Origin of the sequence: Deinococcus aquiradiocola (genome assembly GCF_014646915.1) — a bacterium.
In the GTDB taxonomy this organism is placed as follows: domain Bacteria; phylum Deinococcota; class Deinococci; order Deinococcales; family Deinococcaceae; genus Deinococcus; species Deinococcus aquiradiocola.
In genome coordinates this window covers 1-21,451 of record NZ_BMOE01000008.1, presented here as the reverse complement: position 1 = coordinate 21,451, position 21,451 = coordinate 1, and the positions used below count along the sequence as shown (strand labels likewise).

19 protein-coding genes are annotated in these 21,451 nt (G+C 70.8%); 10 read left to right on the top strand and 9 right to left on the bottom strand.

What is annotated here, in order from left to right; translation table 11 throughout:
* Positions 1 to 42: 42 nt before the first annotated feature.
* The 7 genes from IEY33_RS11990 to ygfZ form a co-directional block, all read right to left on the bottom strand.
* Entirely contained in the window at positions 43 to 693 is a 651-nt protein-coding gene (locus tag IEY33_RS11990) for a DUF5639 domain-containing protein (protein WP_188963521.1), read from the bottom strand.
* A complete protein-coding gene (locus tag IEY33_RS11985) occupies positions 686 to 2,071 on the bottom strand; it encodes an FAD-binding oxidoreductase (protein WP_229670972.1) in 1,386 nt (461 codons plus the stop codon). The genes IEY33_RS11990 and IEY33_RS11985 overlap by 8 nt, the downstream gene beginning before the upstream one ends.
* A complete protein-coding gene (glcF, locus tag IEY33_RS11980) occupies positions 2,068 to 3,351 on the bottom strand; it encodes a glycolate oxidase subunit GlcF (protein WP_229670971.1) in 1,284 nt (427 codons plus the stop codon). The genes IEY33_RS11985 and glcF overlap by 4 nt, the downstream gene beginning before the upstream one ends.
* 299 nt (positions 3,352 to 3,650) lie before the next feature.
* Entirely contained in the window at positions 3,651 to 4,487 is an 837-nt protein-coding gene (locus IEY33_RS11975; protein WP_188963520.1) for a DUF4394 domain-containing protein, read from the bottom strand.
* 182 nt (positions 4,488 to 4,669) lie between these two features.
* Positions 4,670 to 5,878: a YbfB/YjiJ family MFS transporter gene (locus IEY33_RS11970; protein WP_188963519.1), complete on the bottom strand. Its 1,209-nt coding sequence runs from the start codon at positions 5,876 to 5,878 to the stop codon at positions 4,670 to 4,672.
* Between the two features lie 51 nt (positions 5,879 to 5,929).
* Positions 5,930 to 6,424, bottom strand: coding sequence for a hypothetical protein (locus tag IEY33_RS11965; protein ID WP_188963518.1), 495 nt, complete (start codon positions 6,422 to 6,424; stop codon positions 5,930 to 5,932).
* The gene (ygfZ, locus tag IEY33_RS11960; RefSeq protein WP_188963517.1) at positions 6,424 to 7,296 is read right to left on the bottom strand and encodes a CAF17-like 4Fe-4S cluster assembly/insertion protein YgfZ; all 873 of its coding nucleotides are present in this window, start codon (positions 7,294 to 7,296) and stop codon (positions 6,424 to 6,426) included. Before ygfZ ends, IEY33_RS11965 begins: the two co-directional genes overlap by 1 nt.
* Before the next feature lie 75 nt (positions 7,297 to 7,371).
* Here ygfZ and IEY33_RS11955 point away from each other — a divergent pair, with 75 nt between their 5' ends.
* On the top strand, positions 7,372 to 7,728 hold the full coding sequence (locus IEY33_RS11955) for a hypothetical protein (protein WP_188963516.1): 357 nt from the start codon (positions 7,372 to 7,374) through the stop codon (positions 7,726 to 7,728).
* A gap of 18 nt (positions 7,729 to 7,746) precedes the next feature.
* On the opposite strand, the gene IEY33_RS11950 is transcribed toward IEY33_RS11955, so the two are convergent.
* Positions 7,747 to 8,223, bottom strand: a complete 477-nt coding sequence (locus tag IEY33_RS11950) for a peroxiredoxin (RefSeq protein ID WP_188963515.1) — start codon at positions 8,221 to 8,223, stop codon at positions 7,747 to 7,749.
* A 266-nt stretch (positions 8,224 to 8,489) separates the two neighbouring features.
* Between IEY33_RS11950 and IEY33_RS11945 the strand changes: the two genes are divergently transcribed.
* The 6 genes from IEY33_RS11945 to pyk all read left to right on the top strand — a co-directional run bounded on the left by IEY33_RS11945 (position 8,490) and on the right by pyk (position 17,481).
* Positions 8,490 to 8,690 carry a hypothetical protein gene (locus IEY33_RS11945; protein WP_188963514.1) on the top strand — a complete coding sequence of 67 codons (201 nt, stop codon included), beginning with the start codon at positions 8,490 to 8,492 and terminating at the stop codon, positions 8,688 to 8,690.
* Between the two features lie 122 nt (positions 8,691 to 8,812).
* Positions 8,813 to 11,197, top strand: coding sequence for a penicillin acylase family protein (locus IEY33_RS11940; protein ID WP_188963513.1), 2,385 nt, complete (start codon positions 8,813 to 8,815; stop codon positions 11,195 to 11,197).
* Between the two features lie 252 nt (positions 11,198 to 11,449).
* Positions 11,450 to 12,841, top strand: coding sequence for a chromosomal replication initiator protein DnaA (gene dnaA, locus IEY33_RS11935; protein ID WP_188963633.1), 1,392 nt, complete (start codon positions 11,450 to 11,452; stop codon positions 12,839 to 12,841).
* 494 nt (positions 12,842 to 13,335) lie between these two features.
* On the top strand, positions 13,336 to 14,418 hold the full coding sequence (gene dnaN / locus IEY33_RS11930; RefSeq protein WP_188963512.1) for a DNA polymerase III subunit beta: 1,083 nt from the start codon (positions 13,336 to 13,338) through the stop codon (positions 14,416 to 14,418).
* 229 nt (positions 14,419 to 14,647) lie between these two features.
* Positions 14,648 to 15,919: a phosphopyruvate hydratase gene (eno, locus tag IEY33_RS11925; protein WP_188963511.1), complete on the top strand. Its 1,272-nt coding sequence runs from the start codon at positions 14,648 to 14,650 to the stop codon at positions 15,917 to 15,919.
* A 122-nt stretch (positions 15,920 to 16,041) separates the two neighbouring features.
* Entirely contained in the window at positions 16,042 to 17,481 is a 1,440-nt protein-coding gene (gene pyk / locus IEY33_RS11920; RefSeq protein WP_188963510.1) for a pyruvate kinase, read from the top strand.
* A gap of 262 nt (positions 17,482 to 17,743) precedes the next feature.
* Here pyk and tyrS read toward each other — a convergent pair whose 3' ends face one another.
* Entirely contained in the window at positions 17,744 to 18,967 is a 1,224-nt protein-coding gene (tyrS, locus tag IEY33_RS11915) for a tyrosine--tRNA ligase (RefSeq protein WP_188963509.1), read from the bottom strand.
* 276 nt (positions 18,968 to 19,243) lie between these two features.
* Between tyrS and IEY33_RS11910 the strand changes: the two genes are divergently transcribed.
* The 3 genes from IEY33_RS11910 to IEY33_RS11900 are packed head-to-tail and all read left to right on the top strand — an operon-like array spanning position 19,244 to position 21,258.
* A complete protein-coding gene (locus IEY33_RS11910; RefSeq protein WP_188963508.1) occupies positions 19,244 to 19,840 on the top strand; it encodes an MOSC domain-containing protein in 597 nt (198 codons plus the stop codon).
* Positions 19,841 to 19,880: 40 nt separating this feature from the next.
* Complete coding sequence (locus IEY33_RS11905; protein WP_229670970.1) at positions 19,881 to 20,468, top strand: YqhA family protein; 588 nt, start codon at positions 19,881 to 19,883, stop codon at positions 20,466 to 20,468.
* The gene (locus IEY33_RS11900; protein ID WP_229670969.1) at positions 20,461 to 21,258 is read left to right on the top strand and encodes a tRNA (adenine(22)-N(1))-methyltransferase; all 798 of its coding nucleotides are present in this window, start codon (positions 20,461 to 20,463) and stop codon (positions 21,256 to 21,258) included. The genes IEY33_RS11905 and IEY33_RS11900 overlap by 8 nt, the downstream gene beginning before the upstream one ends.
* Positions 21,259 to 21,451: the final 193 nt, after the last annotated feature.

Here is a 21,451-nt window from a genome sequence, read left to right as displayed (position 1 = left end):
GGGCATCAGGTCGTTCGTGTCCCGGTGGACCGGAGGTCCGTCTCAGAGGCGCGCGGCGAGCTTCAGGAACAGGGGCGGGGCGTCCGGCACGTGCCCGCCGTTCGCCCACGTGAAGCGCGCGTCCCGCAGCGGGCCGTCCGTCCCGACCCCCATCCCGTCCGGGTACAGGGCGCGGTAGTCGGGCGGCGCCGTGACGGGCTCGCCCCCGAAGGCCCGCATGACGCTCTCCACCTCGCGCACGTGCCCGAAATGAAAGGCGTGCAGCGTCCCGCCCTCCTGCCACAGGTAGCGTGCCGCCGTGACGGGCGCGTCTTCCAGGCGGCCGGGGCGGGCGTGGTGCGCGGCCATCAGGCCGGGCCGCAGGCGCAGCGTCACCGTCTGCGCCTGCCCGAGCTGCCCGAAGCTGCCCACGAAGGGTCTGGTCAGGTCGTAGCCCTGCACGTTCTTGACGGTGCGCCCGCCCGCCACGAGCGTCCGTCCGCTGGGCGCCACGAAGGTCAGGCCGAGCACTTCCGCCCCGAAAAAGAACGTCTGCCCGAAACCGCCGCGCGTCACGAGGTCCCCCACGCCGCCCGGCAGGTCGAGCGGCGGGAACGGCGGGTACAGTCCGGCAGGCAGCGCGGCGTACACCTCCGGCAGCGTCGTGCTGCCGCTGACGGTCACGTACTGGTCGGCGGCCGACACTTCAATCATGGGCGCCTCCCAGGCCGTCCGGCGAGGGCAGGACCTTGCCGGGATTCAGGCGGCCCTGCGGGTCGAGGGCGTGCTTGGCGTCCCACAGGGCCGACATCGTGACCGGGTCGACCGCCTCGGCCATGAACGGCAGTTTCATGCTGCCGATCCCGTGCTCGCCGCTCAGGACGCCGCCGTGCCGGATGGCGACGCTCGCGATCCGGTGCGCGAGGGCATGCACCGCCTCCTCGCTCTCGGTCCGGGGATCGAACAGGATGTTGGGGTGCAGGTTGCCGTCCCCGATGTGCCCGAACTGCACGAGCTTCAGGCCGGACGCCTGCCCGAGCGCCTCGATCTCGCGCACCACCTCGCCCAGCACGCTGCGCGGCACGACGATGTCCTCGTTCATGCGCTGCGGCCGGATGCGGCCCAGGGCGGGCGACACGCTGCGCCGCGCCTGCCACAGCGCCGCCGCGTCCGCGTCCGTCGCGGCGCGCCGCACCTCTCCCCCGCTGGAGGTGCAGGCGCGCTCCACCAGCTCCAGCTCCTCCTGCACGGTGTCGAGGTCGTCGCCGTCCGTGTCGACGAGCAGCACGGCGCCCGCCGCCCTGGGCAGCCCGATGTTCAGGTAGTCCTCGATGGCGTTCACGCAGGCACGGTCCATGAACTCCAGCTTGGCGGGCACGGCGCCCGCCGCGATGGCGCGGCTCACGGCGTCCGCCGCGTCGCCCACCCGCGCGAAACTGCTCATCAGGGTGCGGGTGTAGCGGGCCGGGGTGCTCAGGCGCAGCGTGGCCTCCGTGATGAGGCCCAGCGTGCCCTCGGAGCCGATCAGCAGGCCCGCGAGGTCGTAGGCGTCCCGCGTCAGGTCGTGAATGTCGCCGTCCGCGTCCACGAACTGCAGGCCCCTGACGTAGTCGCCGCTCACGCCGTACTTGAAGCACATCGGGCCGCCCGCGTTCTCGGCGAGGTTCCCGCCGATGGTGCTCGTCCGGAAACTGGCCGGGTCGGGCGGGTACACCAGGCCGTGCGGGCGGGCCGCGTCGCTCACCTTGAGCGTCACGACGCCCGCCTGCGCGTGCGCCTCGCGGCGCGCCGCGTCGATGCTCAGGCGCGTCATGCGCGTGAAGCTGATCACCAGGGACGGCTCGGCGGGCGCGGCCCCGCCGCTCAGGCCGCTGGCCGCGCCGCGCCCCACCACCGGCAGGCCCGCCGCGCGCGCGGCCTTCACGGCCAGCGCCACGTCCTGCGTGCTTTCCGGCAGGACGACGCACACCGGCACGACGCCCATCTGGATGGCGTCGTAGGAGTACATGCGGCGCTCGCCGGGCGTGCTGAGCACCTTGCGCGGCCCGAGCTGCCGCGTCAGGTCCCGCGCGAGCGGGTGGGGGAGCGTCACAGTTCGCCCCGGTACGCGAGGTCCAGCATTTCGACGGTGTGCAGCACGCGGATATCGCTGCCCAGCCGCGCCAGGTGACTCTGCAGCTGCGTGTGGCAGCCGACGTTGCCGCTCACCACGTAGTCGGCGCCGGTGGCGATCACGTTTTTCGCCTTCATGTCGCCCAGCTGCCCGGCCAGGTCCGGCTGTTCGAGGTTGTACGTCCCGGCGGACCCGCAGCACAGGTCGCCCTGCGGCACTTCCAGCAGCGTCACGCCGGGGATGCTGCGGATCAGGGCGCGCGGTTCGGCCCGCACGCCCTGCGCGTGCGCGAGGTGGCAGGCGTCGTGGTACGCGACCCGGATGGGCCGCGAGGTCGGCATGAACGGCTCCAGGCCACCCCGCTCACCGAGTTCCGCGAGGTACACGCTGATGTCGCGCACCTTGCCCGCCAGGGCCGCCGCGCGGCTCTCGTCGCGCTCGCCCTCACCGGCCAGCAGCATCGGGTACTCCTTCAGGCCCGCGCCGCACCCGGCGGCGTTGGACACGACGGCGTCCACGTCCTGCACGTCGAAGGCGTCCAGGTTGCGGCGCGCCTGCGTGAGCGCGAGGGAGCGGGCGCCGGTGTGCATGGCGGCCGCGCCGCAGCAGCCCTGCGCGGGCGGCACCGTCACCTCGACGCCGTTGCGCGCGAGGACCCGCACGGTCGCCGCATTGAAGTTGGGCGTCAGCACCTGCTGCGCGCAGCCGCTCAGGAACGCCACGCGCCCGCGGCGCGCCCCCTGCGCGGGCGTGAAGGCGGGCGTGTCCTGCGCGGGCGGCACGGTTCCCGGCAGCAGGTCGAGCGGGGCGCGCAGCGCCTGCGGCAGCAGCGGCGCGAGCGGTTTGGCGAAGCGGCCCACCTGCGCGCCCGCCCGGAACAGCCACGGGCGCGGCAGCATGGTGAGCACGGCGGCCCGCGTGAGCTTCTGAATGACGGGCCGGGACCGCTGCGGCTCCGACCACCCACGGAACCCGGTGATCAGCTCGCCGTACGGCACGCCGCTCGGGCAGGCCGTCACGCAGCCCACGCAGCCCAGGCAGCGGTCCAGGTGCGGCGTCGCCTCGAACAGCGGCAGGGTGCCTTCCAGCACCTCCTTCATCAGGATGATGCGGCCGCGCGGGCTGTCCATCTCGTCGCCCAGCACCTGATACGTGGGGCAGGCGGGCAGGCAGAACCCGCAGTGCACGCAGGCGTCCACCGCGTGCGCCATCAGTTGCCCCTGCGCGTCCGGGTGTGCTCTGGCGATGTCGTTCTTCAAGGCGTCCTCCGAAACCGCCTGGCCTCGGCGCGCCAGGGAGTGCGTTCAGCCTAACGTCCACGGCATGAGGCGAAGGTGTCTCGGGCCAGACAGGAACGCGGCCCGCAGGCCAGGGCGGCGCGGCAGGCGAAGGCCGGGCCGGACGCGCCCTCCCCGGCCGTCACGGCTGGGAGTCAGGAGCGTCCGGCCCGGGGCCAGGAGGGCAGGATTTGGTGTTCGTGGCCGGGCGGCGGCTTCGCGTTCCGCTCAGCTGAACTTCGGGAGTTCAGCTCAGTCCGGGATCACTGCTCAGTCCGGGCTTACTGCGCGCTGAGCGTGACGGCGAGCGCCTTGAGCGGCGTGCTGAGCGTGGCGATCTGCGTGGCGGCGCCCGTCATGAGGTTCACGGTGTACAGGGTGCTGCCGTTCACGAGGTACGCGGTATTCATGCCGCCCCTGGTGACGATGTCGAAGCCGACGCTGCTGCCGAGCGTCACGCCGAGCGCGCCGACCGTGCCGAGCGTGTTGAAGTTCCCGGCGGCGGTGCCGGGAGCGGTGCTGTGCAGGTCGAGGGTGTTGGTGGTGGCGTCCACGCTGTACAGAAGGGTGCTGGCGGGCAGCGTGCCGCCGTTCAGCGCACTGTTCGTGTATGCCGCGCCCAGCACGTTGGGGGTCTTGCCGGCGTTGGTGTCGGTGGCGGCGTACGCGAGGGTGCCGTCGGTCGTCACGGTGCCCTTGGGGGAGGTGCTGGGGCCGGGGTCGACGGTCAGGCGGGCGTTGCTGGCGGACGCGCCGATCACGCGCACGCGGTTCGCGGCGGGGTTGAAGTCCGTCACGCGGGGCGCGACGGTGCTCAGGGGCGTGGTGTTGAGGGTCGCGGCGCCGGTGGCAGGATCGACGGTGTAGACGTTGCCGGAGGTCGCGAAGGCGTACAGGGCGCCGTTGGCGGGGTTGAAGTCCAGGTCGGCGAGGGTGTCGCTGCCCAGGCCGGTCACGCTGCGGGTGGTGGCGCTGCTGCCCGCATTATCAAGGCCGAAGGTGACGAGCTGGCCGCTGGCGTTCAGGCCGTACGCGAGGGTCCCGGCGGGCGGGACGCTGGCCTGGGTGCAGGCGGCGAGGGTGAGGGTCAGGGCGGCGATCATGATGGGGTGACGCATGTGTTCCTCCGGCCGGGGGGGCTGCGCGCTGACAGGGGTCCACCGGGACATCCACCCTGCTATACGCGGCTCTCATGCTTCTGGATGTCCGGCAGGACCGACCGTGAAGGGTGACTCAAGCCAGGGGCGTCATTCTTGGAACACCGTGAGAGCACACGCCTTCCATGTCCGCCCGTGGACCCTCAATCGACCGGTTCGGCGCGCCGCTGACTGAAGGCCAGTCCGGCCCCCACCAGCAGCACCAGCGCCGACAGGCCCAGACCCAGCCGCAGACCGCCCGCCCCGCCGTCCGCGAGCAGGCCCGCCAGCACCGGCCCCAGACTCTGGAACGCCGCGAACGTGATGGTGTACGTCGCCACGCCCGCCCCCCACACGGCAGGCGGCAGGCTCTGCCGCGCGAGGGCCGTGGTGGACGCCACCACGCTCAGGCACGTCGCACCGAACAGCAGCGCCGACACGAACGCCACGCCCGGCGCGGCACTCAGCACCGGCAGGGCCGCGCCGAGCGCCATGATCGTCATCAGCAGGCCCATCGTGCGGCCGCCCCACACGCGCGACATCAGCCGACTCCACAGCAGCGGGGCCACCAGACCGGCGAAGCCCAGCAGCGTCCAGAACAGCGCCACCTGCGCCGTGCTCGCCCCCTGCGACCGCAGGTACGTGACCGAGAAGGTCGTGTACGCCACGTACCCCAGGCCCGAACAGGCGTACGCGAGCAGCGAACGCAGCAGCGGCCGCAGCTGCGCCGCGCGCACGCCCGGCCCGACGGGACCGCCGCGCGCACCCGTCCCGCGACTCGCGAGCCACGCCGCACCGAGCGCCAGCAGCGACACGCCCCCCAGGACCGCCCAGCCGGACCGCCAGCCCGCGTCGCCCAGCCGTGCCAGCAGGGGCGGCAGGCCCAGCCCGGTCAGCAGGATGCCGAGGCTCGCCCCGGCGTAGAAGGTCGTGAGGACCGCGCCCGCCTGCCGTGCCGGCGCGCGCGACGCGGCCTGCGCGGCGAGCAGGCCGCCCGCCGTGAAGGTCACCGCCCCGCTCAGGCCCGTCAGGCCGCGCAGGGCCAGCAGCGCCCAGAACGGCGTGACGAGCGCCGTGACGAGCAGCGTCAGGGCCGTGAACAGCATGGACGCCAGGAAGGCGGGCCGCGCCCCCAGCTGCCCGATCAGCAGGGGGGCGAGCAGCGCGCCGAGCAGGTACCCGGCACCGTTCGCGGTGTTCATGCCGCCCGCCTGCGTGTACGTCCACCCCAGCGACGCGCGCATGGGCGGCAGCAGCAGCGCGTAACTGAACCGCCCGAAGCCCAGCGCGACCGCCGCGCCGAGCGCCAGTCCGGCAGCGGTCAGGAGCGGCGCGGGAACGGAAGGCGTCCGGCCGGGTCGGGATTCGGGCATGAAGTCACTGTAGAGCAAGGCGGGGCGGCGGGCCTCAGCCGGTGCCTGCCGTCAGCCGGTGACTGCCGGGTCCGTGAGGGCCGCGTCGCCGGGCGCGGCGTCCGGCCGTCCGGCCCGGCGCGCCCACAGCGTCAGGGACGCCCAGCCGACCGCCAGCGCCAGCAGCGTCAGGGCCAGCAGGGCCAGCAGCGTCAGCGGGGAGCGCAGCTGCGTGCACGCCATCAGCAGCGGCACGGCGGGCGCGCTGGCCGCCTGGATGGCCGCCTGCACGCTCAGGTCGCGGCCCTCGGGCGTGCCGGGCACGGCCGGTCGGGCCTTGCGGTGCGCGAGCCCCAGGGCCAGCGCGGCACATACCAGGGCTGAGGCGCCCAGCCCCAGCAGCGCCGCGCTGTTCGGGGCAGGGCTGGACGTCACCCCGAACGGCACGCCGATCAGCAGGCCCGGCACGGCCAGCGCCGCCAGCGCGAGCAGGTACGCGCGGCGCAGCGCGCCGAGCAGCGCGGCCCGGCGCGGCGCGTCCCCCAGCCGCTGCAGCGGGGCCAGCATCAGGGCGTGACGGCGTCCGTCACGACGCGTGCAGGCACGTCCGCGACGCGCAGCTCCGCCCCTTCCGGCAGGTCGCGCCGCAGCCGCGCCAGGGCCAGCGTGCCGGTGCTCGCGCCCGTGCGGCCCACCACGCGCTCACCGAGCAGCACGTCCGCGTGCGCGGGCAGCCCCTCCCCCGCGAGCCGCGCGAGCGCGTGACGGGCGTTGCCGCGCGCCTCCAGCCTCGCCATGATCTCCTGCCCCACGTAACAGCCCTTGCGGTAACTGATGGCGTCGTCCAGCCCGACCTCCTGCAGCAGCGTGCCCTGCCACCCGTCGCGCGCCACGTCGCTGATCCCGGCCGCGATGCGGGCCGCCTCCAGCACGTCCGCGCTGGCCTCCTCGCCCAGCAGCGGCAGCAGCGTCCCCTCGTGCGCGCGCAGGTGGTGCAGGTCCACGCCCGGCACGCCCGTCCGGTTCACGCGGCCCGCCAGGACCGTCCCGCCGCCCAGCTCGAAGATCTGCACGTCCGGCCCGGCCGGGTCCCAGCCCTGCGGCACGCCGTCCCAGACGTGCACGCTCGCCAGGACGCCGCTCACGTCCTGCACCTCCACCTGATCGAAGATGATGTACTTCTTCAGGCGTGCGGCGAGCTGAGCGGCCGCCTCGCCCGGCGTGCCGGGATCGTCGAGGTGCAGGTACAGGTCGTCCGCACGGCGGTACACGCGCGCGAAATGCTCGATCTGACCGCGCACGTTCAGGAAGCAGGCGGGCACCATGCCGGGCGTGGGCGCGGCCTTGACGTTGGCCGTCATCTGCCCCTGCACGAAATCCAGGCGGTCCGGGCCGGTCAGCCGCAGGGCGCTGGAGGGAAGGCGGGTGAAGCGTGACATGACGGGAGCTTAACCCAAGGCCGCGCCGCGCAACGTGACGCGCGCGGGCCGCCGCGCCGCGCGGTACGCTGGAGCATGACGCTCCATTCCCGCCTGCGCCCGTACCGCCAGCCCGGCCCCGCCCGCTTCCGGCTGTACGCGGGCCTGTACGTCACGCTGCTGCTGACGGCCATCCTGGGCCGCCGCAGGCCCGGCGACCCCGGCACGCTGGGCGCCCTGCGGTCGAGCAGCTTCACGCGCGTGATGTTCATGGACATCGGCGCGCTCAGCACGCTCGGCGCCCTGTACCTGCTGCTGACGGGCCGCACGCCCGCCCGCTACCCGGCCGCCCTCGCGAGCCTCTTCGTGGGCAGCTTCGCGCTCATTCCGGGCCTCGCGTACGAAGACTGGGCCGCCCTGCAGGCGCAGCGCAAGGACACCCCGAAGGACTGATCCGGGACCGGGCCGGAGTTACAGTTCGCGGACCTTCGCGAGCACCTGCTCGGGCCTCAGGGTGTAATCTCCGGTCTTCTCCTCGACGTACTCGAAGCGCACCACGCCCTCCCGGTCGATGACGAACACGGCGCGCTGGCTCGTGCCGCGCTCGTCGATGGCGACGCCGTACTCGTGCGCGACCTTCAGGTTCATGTCGGCCAGCAGCGGCACCTCGATGCCGTACTCGGCGGCCCAGGCGCGGTGCGCGTACACGCTGTCCCGGTTGACGCCCAGCACCACGGCGCCCGCGTCTCCGAAATCGTCCTGACGGCCCGAGTACTCCGGGAGCTGCATGCTGCACACCGGCGAGAAATCCAGCGGGTAGAAGACCAGCACCACGTTCTTGTGCCCCCGGTAACTGCTGAGCGTGACCGGGTCGCCGCCCGAGGACGGCAGCGTGAAGTCCGGGGCGGGCTGACCTGTCAGGGCGGTTCTGGGGGAAGCGTGCGTCATGCCCACAGTGTACCGGCGGACCGGCCGGACCTCCCGTGCCCGGCGCGCGTGGCGTATCCCGGAATGCAACGCTTCTGCGACGCCCGCCCGCGTACCGTGCAGGACAGGAGGGCCAGATGCGGGAGGAACCGAGACGGGCAGGGGCGGGGGGCACGCAGGTGAGGGAAAGGGATCCGTGGAATGAAGGGACCACGGCCGGGCGGCCGGGACCGGGGGGGACCGGCACGGTCGGCACGAGGAGCGGCGCGGCAGGCGTCCGGGCAGCCGTGCAGGACGTCACCGACGACGCCGGGACCGGCACGGCGGGGCTGCAGGTGCGGCTGCAGGTGCGGCTCACGCCCGCCAGTTCCCGCTCCGGCTTCTATGCCCGCGTGAGCGGCAGGCCGCTGGGCGCGCCGCAGGAGTTCAGCGACCGGCAGGCGTTCCTGCGCTTCCTGGACCGCCTCGCGGACCTGGGTCCCGACTGAACCCGGGACGGCAGGGCACGCCCTGAGGGTCGCCTGCCCGCTGACCTTCAGGAACGGAGACTGGCGGACGTGACCCGCGCGGCACGGGCGGTATCCTGGGAACCTCAACCGGAGGACTCCCTATGCGCCTGCTTCGCGGACTTGGCCTGCTGCTCTTCGTTCTGCTTCTCGTCGTGTTCGCGGGCGTGCTGTACGCCCGCAAGGTCAGCAACCCGGTGGTGTCGGGCAGCGTGCAGCTGCGCGGCCTGACCGGCAACGTCACCGTCACGCGCGACCGCTGGGGCGTGCCGCACATCCGCGCGCAGGCGAGCGACGCGGACGCCCTGTACGCGCTGGGCTTCGTGCACGCGCAGGACCGCCTGTGGCAGATGGAGTTCCAGCGCCGCGTCGCGCAGGGGCGGCTGTCGGAGGTGCTGGGCGACGCGGCGCTCCCCCAGGACCGGTTCCTGCGCACGTGGGGGTTCTACCGGGCGGCGCAGTCGGCCCTCCCGGCCCTCAGTCCGCGCACGCGGACGCTGATCTCGGCGTACACGGCGGGCGTGAATGCCGCGATCGCGCAGGATCGCCTGCCGCTGGAGTTCCGGCTGCTGCGCTTCCGGCCGGAACGCTGGACGGACGTGGACAGCATCGCGTGGTCGAAGCTGATGGCGTACGACCTGGGCGGCAACTGGGATCAGGAACTGCTGGGGCAGCGGGTCGTGGCGCGGCTGGGCGCGGCGGGCCTGGACGCGGTGCTGCCCCCGTACCCGGCGGGCGGGCCAACCATCCTCAGCAGTCAGGAACTCGGCAGTACGGGCCACCTGGGCACGCCCGGCACGCCGCGCACGGGACTGGCCGGGGTGACGCTCCCGGCGGGCGCGGCCGCGCAGCTCGCGTCGCAGCTCGCGGCGGCACGCTCGCTCGGCTTCGTGAACGCGCCCGGCAAGGGCAGCAACGACTGGGTGATCGGCGGGCAGCGCACCAGCACCGGCAAGCCCATCCTGGCGGACGACCCGCACCTGGGCCTGTCCGCCCCGATGCTGTGGTACCTCGCGGACGTGCAGGGGCCGACGCTGCACGCCATCGGGGCGAGCATTCCGGGCCTGCCGGGCATCGTGATCGGCCGCAACGAGCGCGTCGCGTGGGGCGTCACGAACGTCAACCCGGACGTGCAGGACCTGTTCGTGGAGGCGCCCGGCGCGCCGCTGCAGTCCCGCACGGAAGTCGTCCGCGTCAAGGGGAAACCCGACGTGAAGCTCACCGTGCAGTGGAGCGCGCACGGGCCGGTCGTGGCGCGCAGCGACGAGTGGGGCGACAGGCAGTCGCGCGCCGTGACGCTGCAGTGGACGGCGCTGGAGACGGGCGACACCACCTTCGACGCCTTCCTCGGCCTGAACTACGCGCGCAACTGGACGGAGTTCCGGCAGGCGCTCGGCAGTTACGTCGCGCCGTCCCAGAACTTCGTGTACGCCGACGTGGACGGCAACATCGGCTACGTCGCGCCGGGCCGCGTGCCCGTCCGCACGCCCGGCTGGGACGGCAGCCTGCCCGTCCCGGACGACGCCGCGCACCGCTGGACCGGGTACGTGCCCTTCAGTCAGCTGCCGCAGGTGTACAACCCGCAGGACGGTCTGGTCGTCACCGCGAACAACCGGGTCGCGCCGGACACGTACCGGCCCTTCCTGGCCGGGAACCGCATGTGGGCCGAACCGTACCGCGCCGAACGCATCCTGCAGCTCCTGAACCCCGGTCATCCGCTCAGCCCGGCGGACGTGGCGGCCGCGCAGCTCGACACGTTCAGCCTCGTGTGGCGCGACCTGAAACCGTTGCTGCTCGCCACGCAGCCGGACGGCGCGCTGAGCACACAGGCGCTCGCCCTGCTGCGCGACTGGGACGGGCACGAGACACTGCAGAGCGTGCAGGCCAGCATCTTCGAGGCATGGCTGGCGCAGCTGCAGCGCATGGCGCAGGACGAGCTCGGCACGCCCGCCCAGCCGGACGCGACGGCCCTCACGTCCGTCGCGGTGCTCGCGCAGCTCCGGCAGGACGGCCCGCTGTGCCGCGACACCCGGGCGGGCGTCCGCGACTGCGCGCAGGAACTCACGCGGACCCTGTCGGCCGCCACCGCCGACCTCGCCGGGCGGCTCGGCACGGACCCCGCCCGCTGGGCCTGGGGCGACCTTCACCGCAGCTACAGCAAGCACGGCGCGTTCGGCGGGGTGAGCGCCATCGGCTGGATCTGGAACCGTGGCCTGCCCACGCCCGGCGGCACCGACACCGTCGACGTGGCCCGCCCGGAACCCGGCACCTTCCGGCAGACGCACGCGCCCAGCTACCGCCAGGTGATCGACCTGTCGAACCCGAACGCCAGCCGCTACATCGGCACGCTCGGACAGGGCGGGAACCCCATCGGGTCGCACTACGCGGACCTGCAGCGCCTGTGGCGCGACGGTCAGACCATCCCCATGAGCAGCGATCCCGCCGACTGGGGACGCAGCGAGACGCTGAACCTCCGCCCCGCCCGCTGACCCCGGCCACCCCAGGCCGCCTGCGGGGGCCGTCTGGGGTGCGTTCGGCACGGCCTGCACACCCCCCGACATTCGAATGCATGAGTTGACGCTGGGTGCATACCGCGCTATCCTGTGCTTATCAGCGTCCGAGAGGGCGCTTTTTTTGTTCCTGCCCTGCCGCTGTTTCCGCTGCCCTTCGCCCGCCTCACCTCCCGGTCCGTCCGGGGCGCGGTATGATGACCCGCGAATCGTCCGCAGGGGGTGAGTGTTATCTCGCAGGAAATCTGGACGGACGTACTCGGTTACGTCCGCAAAAACATTTCGGAGGTGGAGTACCACACCTGGTTCGCCCCGGTGCGCCCGCTCGGCGTGCAGCAGGGCTCGCTGGTGCTCGGTGTCCGCAACTCCTTCGCCCAGGAATGGTTCCGCAAGCACTACCTGGAGCTGCTGGAGGACGCCCTGAGAAGCATGGGCGCGCAGCAGCCGCAGGTGAGCTTTCAGGTGCTGCCCGCCGTGCAGGACGCCATGATGCTGCCCGCCGACCCGCCGCCCCCACCCAAGAGCAGCACGCGCGGGCCGCGCAGCGCGCCGGAACGTCCGGCCGTGACGCCCACCGAGAACCGCAAGTCGCTCAACCCGAAGTACATCTTCGAGAACTTCGTGGTCGGCCCGAACAACAACCTCGCGCACGCCGCGTCGCTGGCCGTCGCCGAGAGTCCCGGCAAGGCGTACAACCCGCTCTTCATCTACGGGGACGTGGGGCTCGGCAAGACGCACCTGATGCACGCCGTCGGGCATTACATGTCGGAACGCTACCCCGACAAGCGCATCGAGTACGTGTCGACCGAGAGCTTCACGAACGACCTCATCAACGCGATCCGCGAGGACAAGATGACGCAGTTCAGGAACCGGTACCGCAGCGTGGACCTGCTGCTGGTGGACGACATCCAGTTCCTGGCCGGGAAGGAGCGCACGCAGGAGGAGTTCTTCCACACCTTCAACGCGCTGTACGAGAACCACAAGCAGATCATCCTCAGCTCCGACCGGCCGCCCAAGGACATCCAGACGCTGGAGGGCCGCCTGCGCAGCCGCTTCGAGTGGGGCCTGATCACGGACATCCAGAGCCCGGAGTTCGAGACGCGCGTGGCGATCCTGAAGATGAACGCCGAGCATCACCGCATGAACATCCCGCAGGACGTGCTGGAACTCATCGCGCGGCAGGTGACGAGCAACATCCGCGAGCTGGAGGGCGCGCTGATGCGGGTGGTGGCCTTCGCGAGCCTGAACAACGTGCCGTTCTCGCGCACGGTGGCGGCCAAGGCACTCTCGAACGTGTTCGCGCCGCAGGAAGTGAAGGTGGAGATGGCGGACGTGCTGCGGGCCGTGGCCGCGCAGTACAACATCCCGCCCGAGGCGATCCGGGGGTCCGGGCGGGTGCGTGAGGTGGTGACGCCGCGTCAGGTGGCGATGTACCTGATCCGTGAACTGACGGGGCATTCCCTGCCGGAGATCGGCGGGTTCTTCGGGCGGGATCACTCGACCGTGATGCACGCCATCAGCAAGGTGACGGAGCAGCTCGGCAAGGACAGCGAGATGACCGAGGCGGTGGCGTTCCTGAAGCGGCGACTGCAGGGGCTGGAAGGGGAGGAGCTGTCGTCCTGAACGGGGTGCGGGGCGAGCGGCTGCCCCCCATCTGAATCGGTTCAGTCCGTCGACCGCCAAGTCTGTGCCGATTTTCACGATCTGTGGATAACTCTGTGGATAACCCTGTGGATAACCTGTGGATAACCCTGTGGATAACCCTCCTCCCAAACTGCCTGTGGATAAGTCCCGAAGTTTTCCACAGGTTATCCACAGGCAGAGCCGACTTATCCACAATTTTGTCCACAGGCAAGACACCGTGCAGCACGCACTCCAGGCCACTTATCCACAGTTTCCACAGGCCCTATTACTACTACTACTATATTTTAGATATCTTTAACTGAAGAATCTTTTAACGGGCAGGCCGGAAGGTTCACCCCAGTCCAGACCCACCCCGAGAGCGCACCAGCATGGCTACACTTGACCCCCGGTGAGATCCTCACCCCCACATCACGTCCACCCACGACCCGGCCAGGGCAAGCGAACCTGGCGCAGGGGTCTGCAAGGAGAACACCATGCGCGCGCAAGTCAGCAAGAAAACCCTCAGTGAAGGCCTGGGCATGCTCGAACGTGTCATTCCGAGCCGCAGCAGCAACCCCCTCCTGACCGCCATCAAGGTCGATGCGACCGAGCGCGGCCTGACGCTCAGCGGCACCAACCTCGAAATCGACCTGAGCTGCTTCGTGCCTGCCGAGGTGCAGGGACCGGCGTCGTTCGTGGCGCCCGCGCACCTGTTCGCGCAGATCGTCCGCAACCTCGGCGGCGAACTGGTGGAACTGGAACTGGTCGGCTCGGAACTCGCGGTGCGCGCCAGCGGGTCGGACTTCAAGCTGCAGACGGGCGACCTGCAGGCCTACCCGGAACTGACGTTCCCCGGCACGGCCGACGCCACGCTCGACAGCGCCGAACTGGCGCGCTCCCTGTCGAGCGTGCGGTACGCCGCGTCGAACGAGGCGTTCCAGGCGGTGTTCCGTGGCCTGAAGGTTGAGCAGCATGCCAGCAAGGCGCGCGTGGTCGCGTCGGACGGGTTCCGGCTGGCGCTGCGGGAGTTCGCGGTGACGGGCGAGCCGCGCAGCCTGATCGTTCCGGCACGCAGCGCGGACGAACTCGTGCGTGTCCTGAAGGACGGTCAGGTGGGCCTGAGCTTCGGGGACGGCATGCTGGGTGTGACGACCGAACGCGTCCGCATGAACGTCAAGCTGCTCGACGGGGACTTCCCGGACTACGAGCGCGTGATTCCCAAGGACATCAAGCTGCGGGTGCTGCTCCCGGCCGCCGCGCTGAAGGAGGCGGTGTCGCGCGTGGCGGTGCTGGCCGACAAGAACGCCAACAACCGCGTGGAGTTCCTGATCTCGGAAGGCACGCTGCGGCTGGCGGCCGAGGGGGATTACGGGCGCGCGCAGGACACGCTGGCCGTGACGCAGGACGGCAGCGAGCCCGCCCTGAGCCTGGGCTTCAACGCCAAGTACGTCCTCGACGCGCTGGGTCCCATCGAGGGTGAGGCGGAGCTGCTGTTCAGCGGCTCCACCAGCCCCGCCATGTTCAAGGGCAGCGGGGACGCGGGGTATCTGGCCGTGGTGGTGCCGCTGCGCGTCTGAGGGGCCATTGGTGCGCCGCACGGGGCATGCCCGCGGTGGTGGGGGACCGGGGTTCACCTCTCCCCTCCCCTGCGGGACCGGTGTTCGCCGCCCTCAACGCTGAACCCGGTCTAGCCGCGCCTGACCCTGAGCGCATCTGGCCGAGGTACACTTCGCCGGGATATAGTGTGCAAAGTACACCTACGCGAGACGGTCCGGACCCCGGGCGACGCGGGGTGCGGAGGAACCCATGAAAATTGACAGCATCATCGCCCGTGAAGTGCTCGACAGCCGTGGCAACCCCACCGTCGAGGCGGAAGTGACCCTGGAGAGCGGCTACCTGGGCCGCGCCATCGTGCCCTCGGGCGCCAGCACCGGCAGCCACGAGGCGCTCGAACTGCGCGACGGAGGCGACCGCTACCTCGGCAAGGGCGTCCTGAAGGCCGTCAAGAACGTCAACGAGATCATCGCGCCCGCGCTGCTCGGCATGGACGCCACCGAACAGGGCCTCATCGACCACGCGATGCTGGACCTCGACGGGACCGGCAACAAGGCCAAACTGGGCGGCAACGCCATCCTGGCCGTGTCGCTCGCCACCGCCCGCGCCGCCGCCGAAGGCCTCGGCCTGCCGCTCTACCGCTACCTGGGCGGCAGCAACGCCCGCACCCTGCCCGTCCCGATGATGAACGTCATCAACGGCGGCGCGCACGCCGACAACAGCGTCGACTTCCAGGAATTCATGGTCATGCCGGTCGGCGCGCCCACCTTCCGCGAAGCGCTCCGCTACGGCGCCGAGACCTTCCACGCCCTCAAGAAGGTGCTGTCGGGCCGCGGCTACAACACCAACGTCGGTGACGAGGGCGGCTTCGCGCCGGACCTCGGCAGCAACGAGGAAGCCCTCGAAGTGCTGCTGGAAGCCATCCAGAAGGCCGGGTACGAGCCGGGCAAGGACATCATGATCGCCCTCGACCCCGCCGTCACCGAGCTGTACAAGGACGGCAAGTACCACCTGGAGAGCGAGGGCCGCACCCTGTCCAGCGAGGAGATGGTGGACTTCTGGGCCGACTGGAGCAGCCGCTACCCGATCATCAGCATCGAGGACGGCCTGAGCGAGGACGACTGGGACGGCTGGAAGCTCCTCACCGACACCATCGGTGACCGCGTGCAGCTGGTCGGCGACGACCTGTTCGTCACGAACCCCGAGCGTCTGGGGCGCGGCATCGACACCGGCGTCGGCAACGCCATCCTCGTGAAGGTCAACCAGATCGGCACGCTCACCGAGAGCATGGACGCCATCGAACTCGCCAAGCGCAACCGGTACGGCACGATCATCAGCCACCGCAGCGGCGAGAGCGAGGACGCGTTCATCGCGGACCTGGCGGTCGCCACCAACGCCGGGCAGATCAAGACCGGCAGCGCCAGCCGCAGCGACCGCATCGCGAAGTACAACCAGCTGCTGCGCATCGAGGATCAGCTGGGAGGCGCGGCGCAATTCCTGGGCCGCAAGGCCCTGAACAAGTAAGGCACTGTCCGTGAACGGTTGGGCTGTGAGTCGACCCTCCGGGGCGGCCCATGGCCCAACCCGCTGCACGACCCCGGCCCTCAATGGAAGCTGTTCCAGGGCTTCCGTACTGGAGAACCCGCATGAAGCACTTTGACCGCGCCACCAAGATCGTCGCCACCATCGGCCCCGCCAGCCGCGACCCCGAAATCCTCAGCCAGATGATGGACGCGGGCGTGAACGTCGTCCGCATGAACTTCTCGCACGGCTCGCACGACGACCACCGCGCCACGTACACCATGGTTCGCGAACTGGCCGCCAAGAAGGGCCTCACCATCGGCATCCTGCAGGACCTGCAGGGCCCCAAGATCCGCACGGCACGCTTCACGAACGGCTCGGCCACCCTGCAGAAGGGCCAGAACTTTATCATCACGATGGACGACGTGGAAGGCGACGAGACCCGCGTCGGCAGCACCTACAAGGGCCTCGCGGGCGACGTGTACCCCGGCATGGACCTGCTGCTCGACGACGGCAACATGGCGCTGCGCGTGGAGAGCGTGAAGGGCAACGACATCCACACGACGGTCGTGGTGGGCGGCGTCCTCAAGAACAACAAGGGCATCAACGTCCCGCAGGCCGAACTGAGCGTGCCCGCCATGTCCGACAAGGACGTGGAGGACATGGCCTTCGGCGCGGAACTCGGCGTGGACTGGGTGGCGCTCAGCTTCGTGCGCTCCCGCGACGACCTGCTCCTCGCGCGGCACTACCTGTCGCGGTACGGCAGCAAGGCCAAACTGATGGCCAAGATCGAGAAGCCGCAGGCGGTGGACCGTTTCGAGGACATCCTGAAGGAAGTGGACGGCATCATGGTCGCGCGCGGCGACCTGGGCGTCGAGATGCGCGCCGAGCAGGTGCCCGTCATCCAGAAGCGCCTGATCCGCGCGTGTCGCGAGGTCGGCAAGCCCGTCATCACGGCCACGCAGATGCTGGAGAGCATGGTGACGCTCCCCCGCCCCACCCGCGCCGAGGCGAGCGACGTGGCGAACGCCATCTTCGACGGCACGGACGCCGTGATGCTCTCCGCCGAGAGTGCCGCCGGCATGTACCCTATCGAGGCGGTCGCCATGATGGACCGCATCGCACGTGAAGTGGAGGCCAGCACCGAGTACAAGCTGCTGCAGGCGCAGGAGATCGACACCAGCCTCGCGCAGGACGCCATCGCGCAGGCCGCCTGCAACATCGGCGAGGGCCTGAGCGTGCCGGTCATCGTGAGCTTCACGAAGACGGGCGGCGCGGCGGCCCGCATCTCCAAGAACCGCCCCAAGCTCGCCATCCTGGCCCTCACGCCCAACGAGCAGACCCGCAACCAGTTGGCGCTCGCCTGGGGCGTCGTGCCGATGCTCAGCGAGGACCCGCGCGACACGGACGACATGGTCCGCATCGCCAACCAGGAACTCAAGCGCAGCCAGCTCGCGGACGTCGGCGACCGCTACGTGATCACGGCGGGCGTGCCGTTCGGCGTGCAGGGCACCACCAACATGATCCGCGTCGAGAAGCTGCGCGAGTCCGGCCGCAGCATCTGAACGGCGCCGACCTCGCCTGAAGGTCGATCTGAAGATTGAAAGAGGGACGCCCGGTCAGCTGACCGGGCGTCCCCTTTTGACTGTGACCTTGCTGTGCCGTACCCCTGGATCTTTATTCAGTCTTCAGAATTGATGTCAGCGACCGGTCAGATTTTTGTCCACAGGCGGGCACTTTTATCCACATTAGGGTGTGGATAACTTCTGCATCCTGGGGATAAGTCATGAATCCCGCCCGCATGCATGAAGGCGGGGCGGACTTCCTTCAGCCCTCCAGCACGGCCCGCATGAACTTGTCCTTGCCTTTCTGCAGGACCACGCCGTCCGCGCCGAGCGTCCAAAGGCCCTGTGGATCGCCGTACACCTCGCCATTCAGCCGCAGGCCCCGGTTCTGGATGAGTTTCCGGGCCGCGCCGTTGCTGGGTTCCAGGCCCGCCAGCGCCACCAGCCGCGCCACGCTCACCTGACCGTCCGCGTTCACCTCGCCCGCCGGGACCGTGACGCTGGGGATGTTCTCCGGGATGCCGCCCTTCGCGACCGCGCGGTAGCGTTCGAGGGCCGAGTCCAGGTCGGCGTCCGGGTGCAGCCAGCTCACCACGGTCCGCGCGAGCGCTTCGTGCGCGGCGGCCGGGTGCCCGGCCAGCAGGGCCTGCACCTCGCCTTCCGGCAGGTCCGTCAGCAGCGTGAAGTAGTTGGGCATCAGGGCGTCCGGGACCTTCATCAGCGCCGCGAACATCAGGTGCGGGGCGTCCGTGATGCCGATGTAGTTGTCGAGGCTCTTGGACATCTTCTCGGTGCCGTCCAGCCCCACCAGCAGCGGCAGCGTCATCACGATCTGCGGTTCCTGCCCGTAGTCGCGCTGCAGGGCGCGGCCCACGAGGTTGTTGAACAGCTGGTCCGTGCCGCCCAGCTCCACGTCCGCCTCCAGCGCCACGCTGTCGTACCCCTGCGTGAGCGGGTACAGCAGTTCGTGCACCGAGATGGGCACGCCGCCCTCGAAGCGCTTGCGGAAGTCGTCGCGCTCCATGATGCGCGCGACCGTGTAGCGGCTCGCGAGCTGGATGATGTCCTTGTAGCCCATCTTTTCCAGCCACTCGCTGTTGTAGCGGACCTCCAGCACCTCGCTTTCCTGCCGCAGGACGAGTCTGCACTGCTGCAGGTAGCTCTCGGCGTTGGCGCGCGCCTCCTCCAGCGTGAGGGGCGGGCGGGTCTTGCTCTTGCCGGTCGGGTCGCCGATGGTGGCCGTGAAGTCCCCGATCAGCATGATGACCTTGTGCCCCAGGTCCTGAAACTGCCGCATCTTGCGCAGGATCACGGCGTGCCCCAGGTGCAGGTCCGGGCGGGTGGGGTCGGCGCCCAGCTTCACGCGCAGCGGCGTGCCGCGCGTCAGGCGTTCCTTCAGGTCGGGTTCGGACACGAGGTCCACCACGCCGCGTTTCAGGAGGGTCAGTTGCTCGTCGGTGGACAGGTTGCGCTGAATGTCGTTCATGGCAGCTCCTCGCAGGGCGTCCCTGCAGGCAGAAAAAAGCGGCGCACTTCCGCGTGCGCCGCCTGGACGGGAATCGGGTTGTGACGGACCCTCACCCCACCGTGCGGCGGGGCGAATACGCAAGTCGGGTCAGACGCCTCATGCCCGCGAGTATACCAAAGGGCAACGCCGCACGGCCTCCCGCTGCCGACACACCGCCGCACGGTTTTTCGCTGCCGACAAGTGCCGCGGTCCGGCCCTGCGGCGCTACCCTGCACGCATGACTGGGGGCTGCGTGTGCTGACGATGCAGGAACTCCGGGAGCGGCTGCCGCGTCCCGGACAGGTGGAGTGGATCGGGATTCGTCGCGAGCGGCGAGGCGAGGTGCTCAGCGTGCCGGACGCCGAGGCGCACGAGATGGTCGGCCTGATCGGCGATCACGGGCGGGTCGCGCCGGGCCGCCTGAAGGCCCTCACGGGCGCCCAGGCCGGCCAGCAGGACCCCGCACCTGCAGCAGAGCCTGCCGGGCCGCTCGCGGCGGGCGTGGCGCGACCCATGGCCGGAAAGCGGCAGGTGACGCTCATCCAGGCGGAACACCTGCCGGTCATCGCGGCGCTCGCGGGCCTGGGGGCCGTGACGCCCGAACAGCTGCGCCGCAACGTCCTGGTGTCGGGCCTGCCGCTCCTGGCCCTCAAGGACCGCCGGTTCCGCATCGGGAGCGACGAGCGCGGCTGGGTGCTGCTGGAAGGGACCGGTGAGTGCCACCCCTGCTCCCGCATGGAGGAGGCCTTCGGGCCGGGCGGGTACAACGCCGTGCGCGGCCACGGCGGCATCACGGCCCGCGTCCTGCAGGGCGGCACCCTGCACGTCGGGGACCGGCTGGAGCCGCTGTGAAGGGCGGCCGTGACCTTCCCGGCTGTGGCATCCTGAACGCGTGACTTCCCCCGAACGGCCCGACCCGGCACCCGAACGCTCCCCCGCCCCGGCAGCGGGCAGTCCGCTGCGGCAGGGGCTGGCGCGGCGCGGGTTCGGCCTGACGCTGCTCATCGTGGAGTTCGGCGTGCTGTCCAGCTTCCTGTTCTCGCTGGCGCTGTACATCTTCGGGACGGTGCAGACGGTGCACGAACTGTGGGCGGCCCTGCCGGGCCTGGGGCAGAGCAGCACCCTCAAGACGCTGCTCGTGTCGGCCATCGAGCAGGCGGACGTGCTGCTCGTCGCGACGGCCCTGCTGATCATCAGCATCGGGCTGCAGGCGCTGTTCGTGCAGCAGCTCGACGACCTGCCGGACTGGCTGCACATCCGGACCTTCGACGACCTCAAGAACAAGCTGCTGGGGATCGTGGTGGTGGCGCTGGTGGTGGAGTTCTTCAAGCTGGCCATCAAGTGGGACGGGAGCAGCAGCATCCTGACGCTGGGGCTGGCGCTCGCCGCGATCATCCTGGCGGTCGCCGCCTACACGCTCGCGCAGGCCCGCGCGAACGGCAGCCACGGGCAGCAAGGTCACGGGGAGCAGGGTGACTGACGGCCCGACCACCGACCCGGCCTCCCCTCCCCCGCCAGTCGGGAAGACAGGGACGGACGCGCACTTCGGGGAGGCAGGGACGGACGCGCACCTCGGGGAGGCAGGGACGGACGCGCTCGCGGGCCTGGACGAGCGCCTGCGTGCCGCGGCGGAACTCGTGCAGGCGGACCGGCACGCGGACATCGGCTCGGACCACGCGGCCCTGCCGCTCGCCCTGCTGCGGTCCGGGCGGGCACGGCACGCCGTGATCGTCGAGAAGACCGGCGGGCCGCTCGCCGTGGCCCGGACCGCCGTGCAGCAGGCGGGCCTGCAGGACCGCGCCACCCTGCACCTCGGGGACGGCCTCGCCCCGCTCGGGCCGCAGGACCTGCACAGCGTCAGCCTGACCGGCATGGGGGCACGCACCATGCTCGGCATCCTGGGGCGCGGCCGGGCGGGCGGGCGCGTACCGGGGGCGCTCGTGCTGCAGCCGAACGACGACCCCGGCCTACTGCGCGGCTGGGCGCAGGAGCACGGGTACTGGCTCGTCACGGAACGGCTCGCGCGCGGCTTCTGGCGCTACCCGGTCCTGCGCCTGGAGCGGCACGCCGGGCCTGACCCCGCCTACGCCGACCTGCCCGCCGACGCCGCACGCCGGTACGGACCACACCTGCTGCGCGCCCGCGACGCCCTGCTGCAGCAGGAACTGTCCACGCAGCTCACGCGACTGGAGGCCCTCGCCCGGCACGGGCGGCCACAGGTGCTGCACGACCTGAACGTGGTGCGCGCCGCCCTCGCCGTGATCGGCTGAAGCAGGCGGGCAAGGCAACAAAAAACCGCCCTCTCGGGCGGTGATGCAGAGAATATAGCGCGGTATGCACGGCGAGTCAACTCATGCAGGCGGGTGGTCGTGGACTCTTGGGCACGACAGTGGTTCAATGAACCATGAACGAGCTTACGTGTCCGCACTGCGGCGCCGTCCGCATCGTCAAAAACGGCCATGC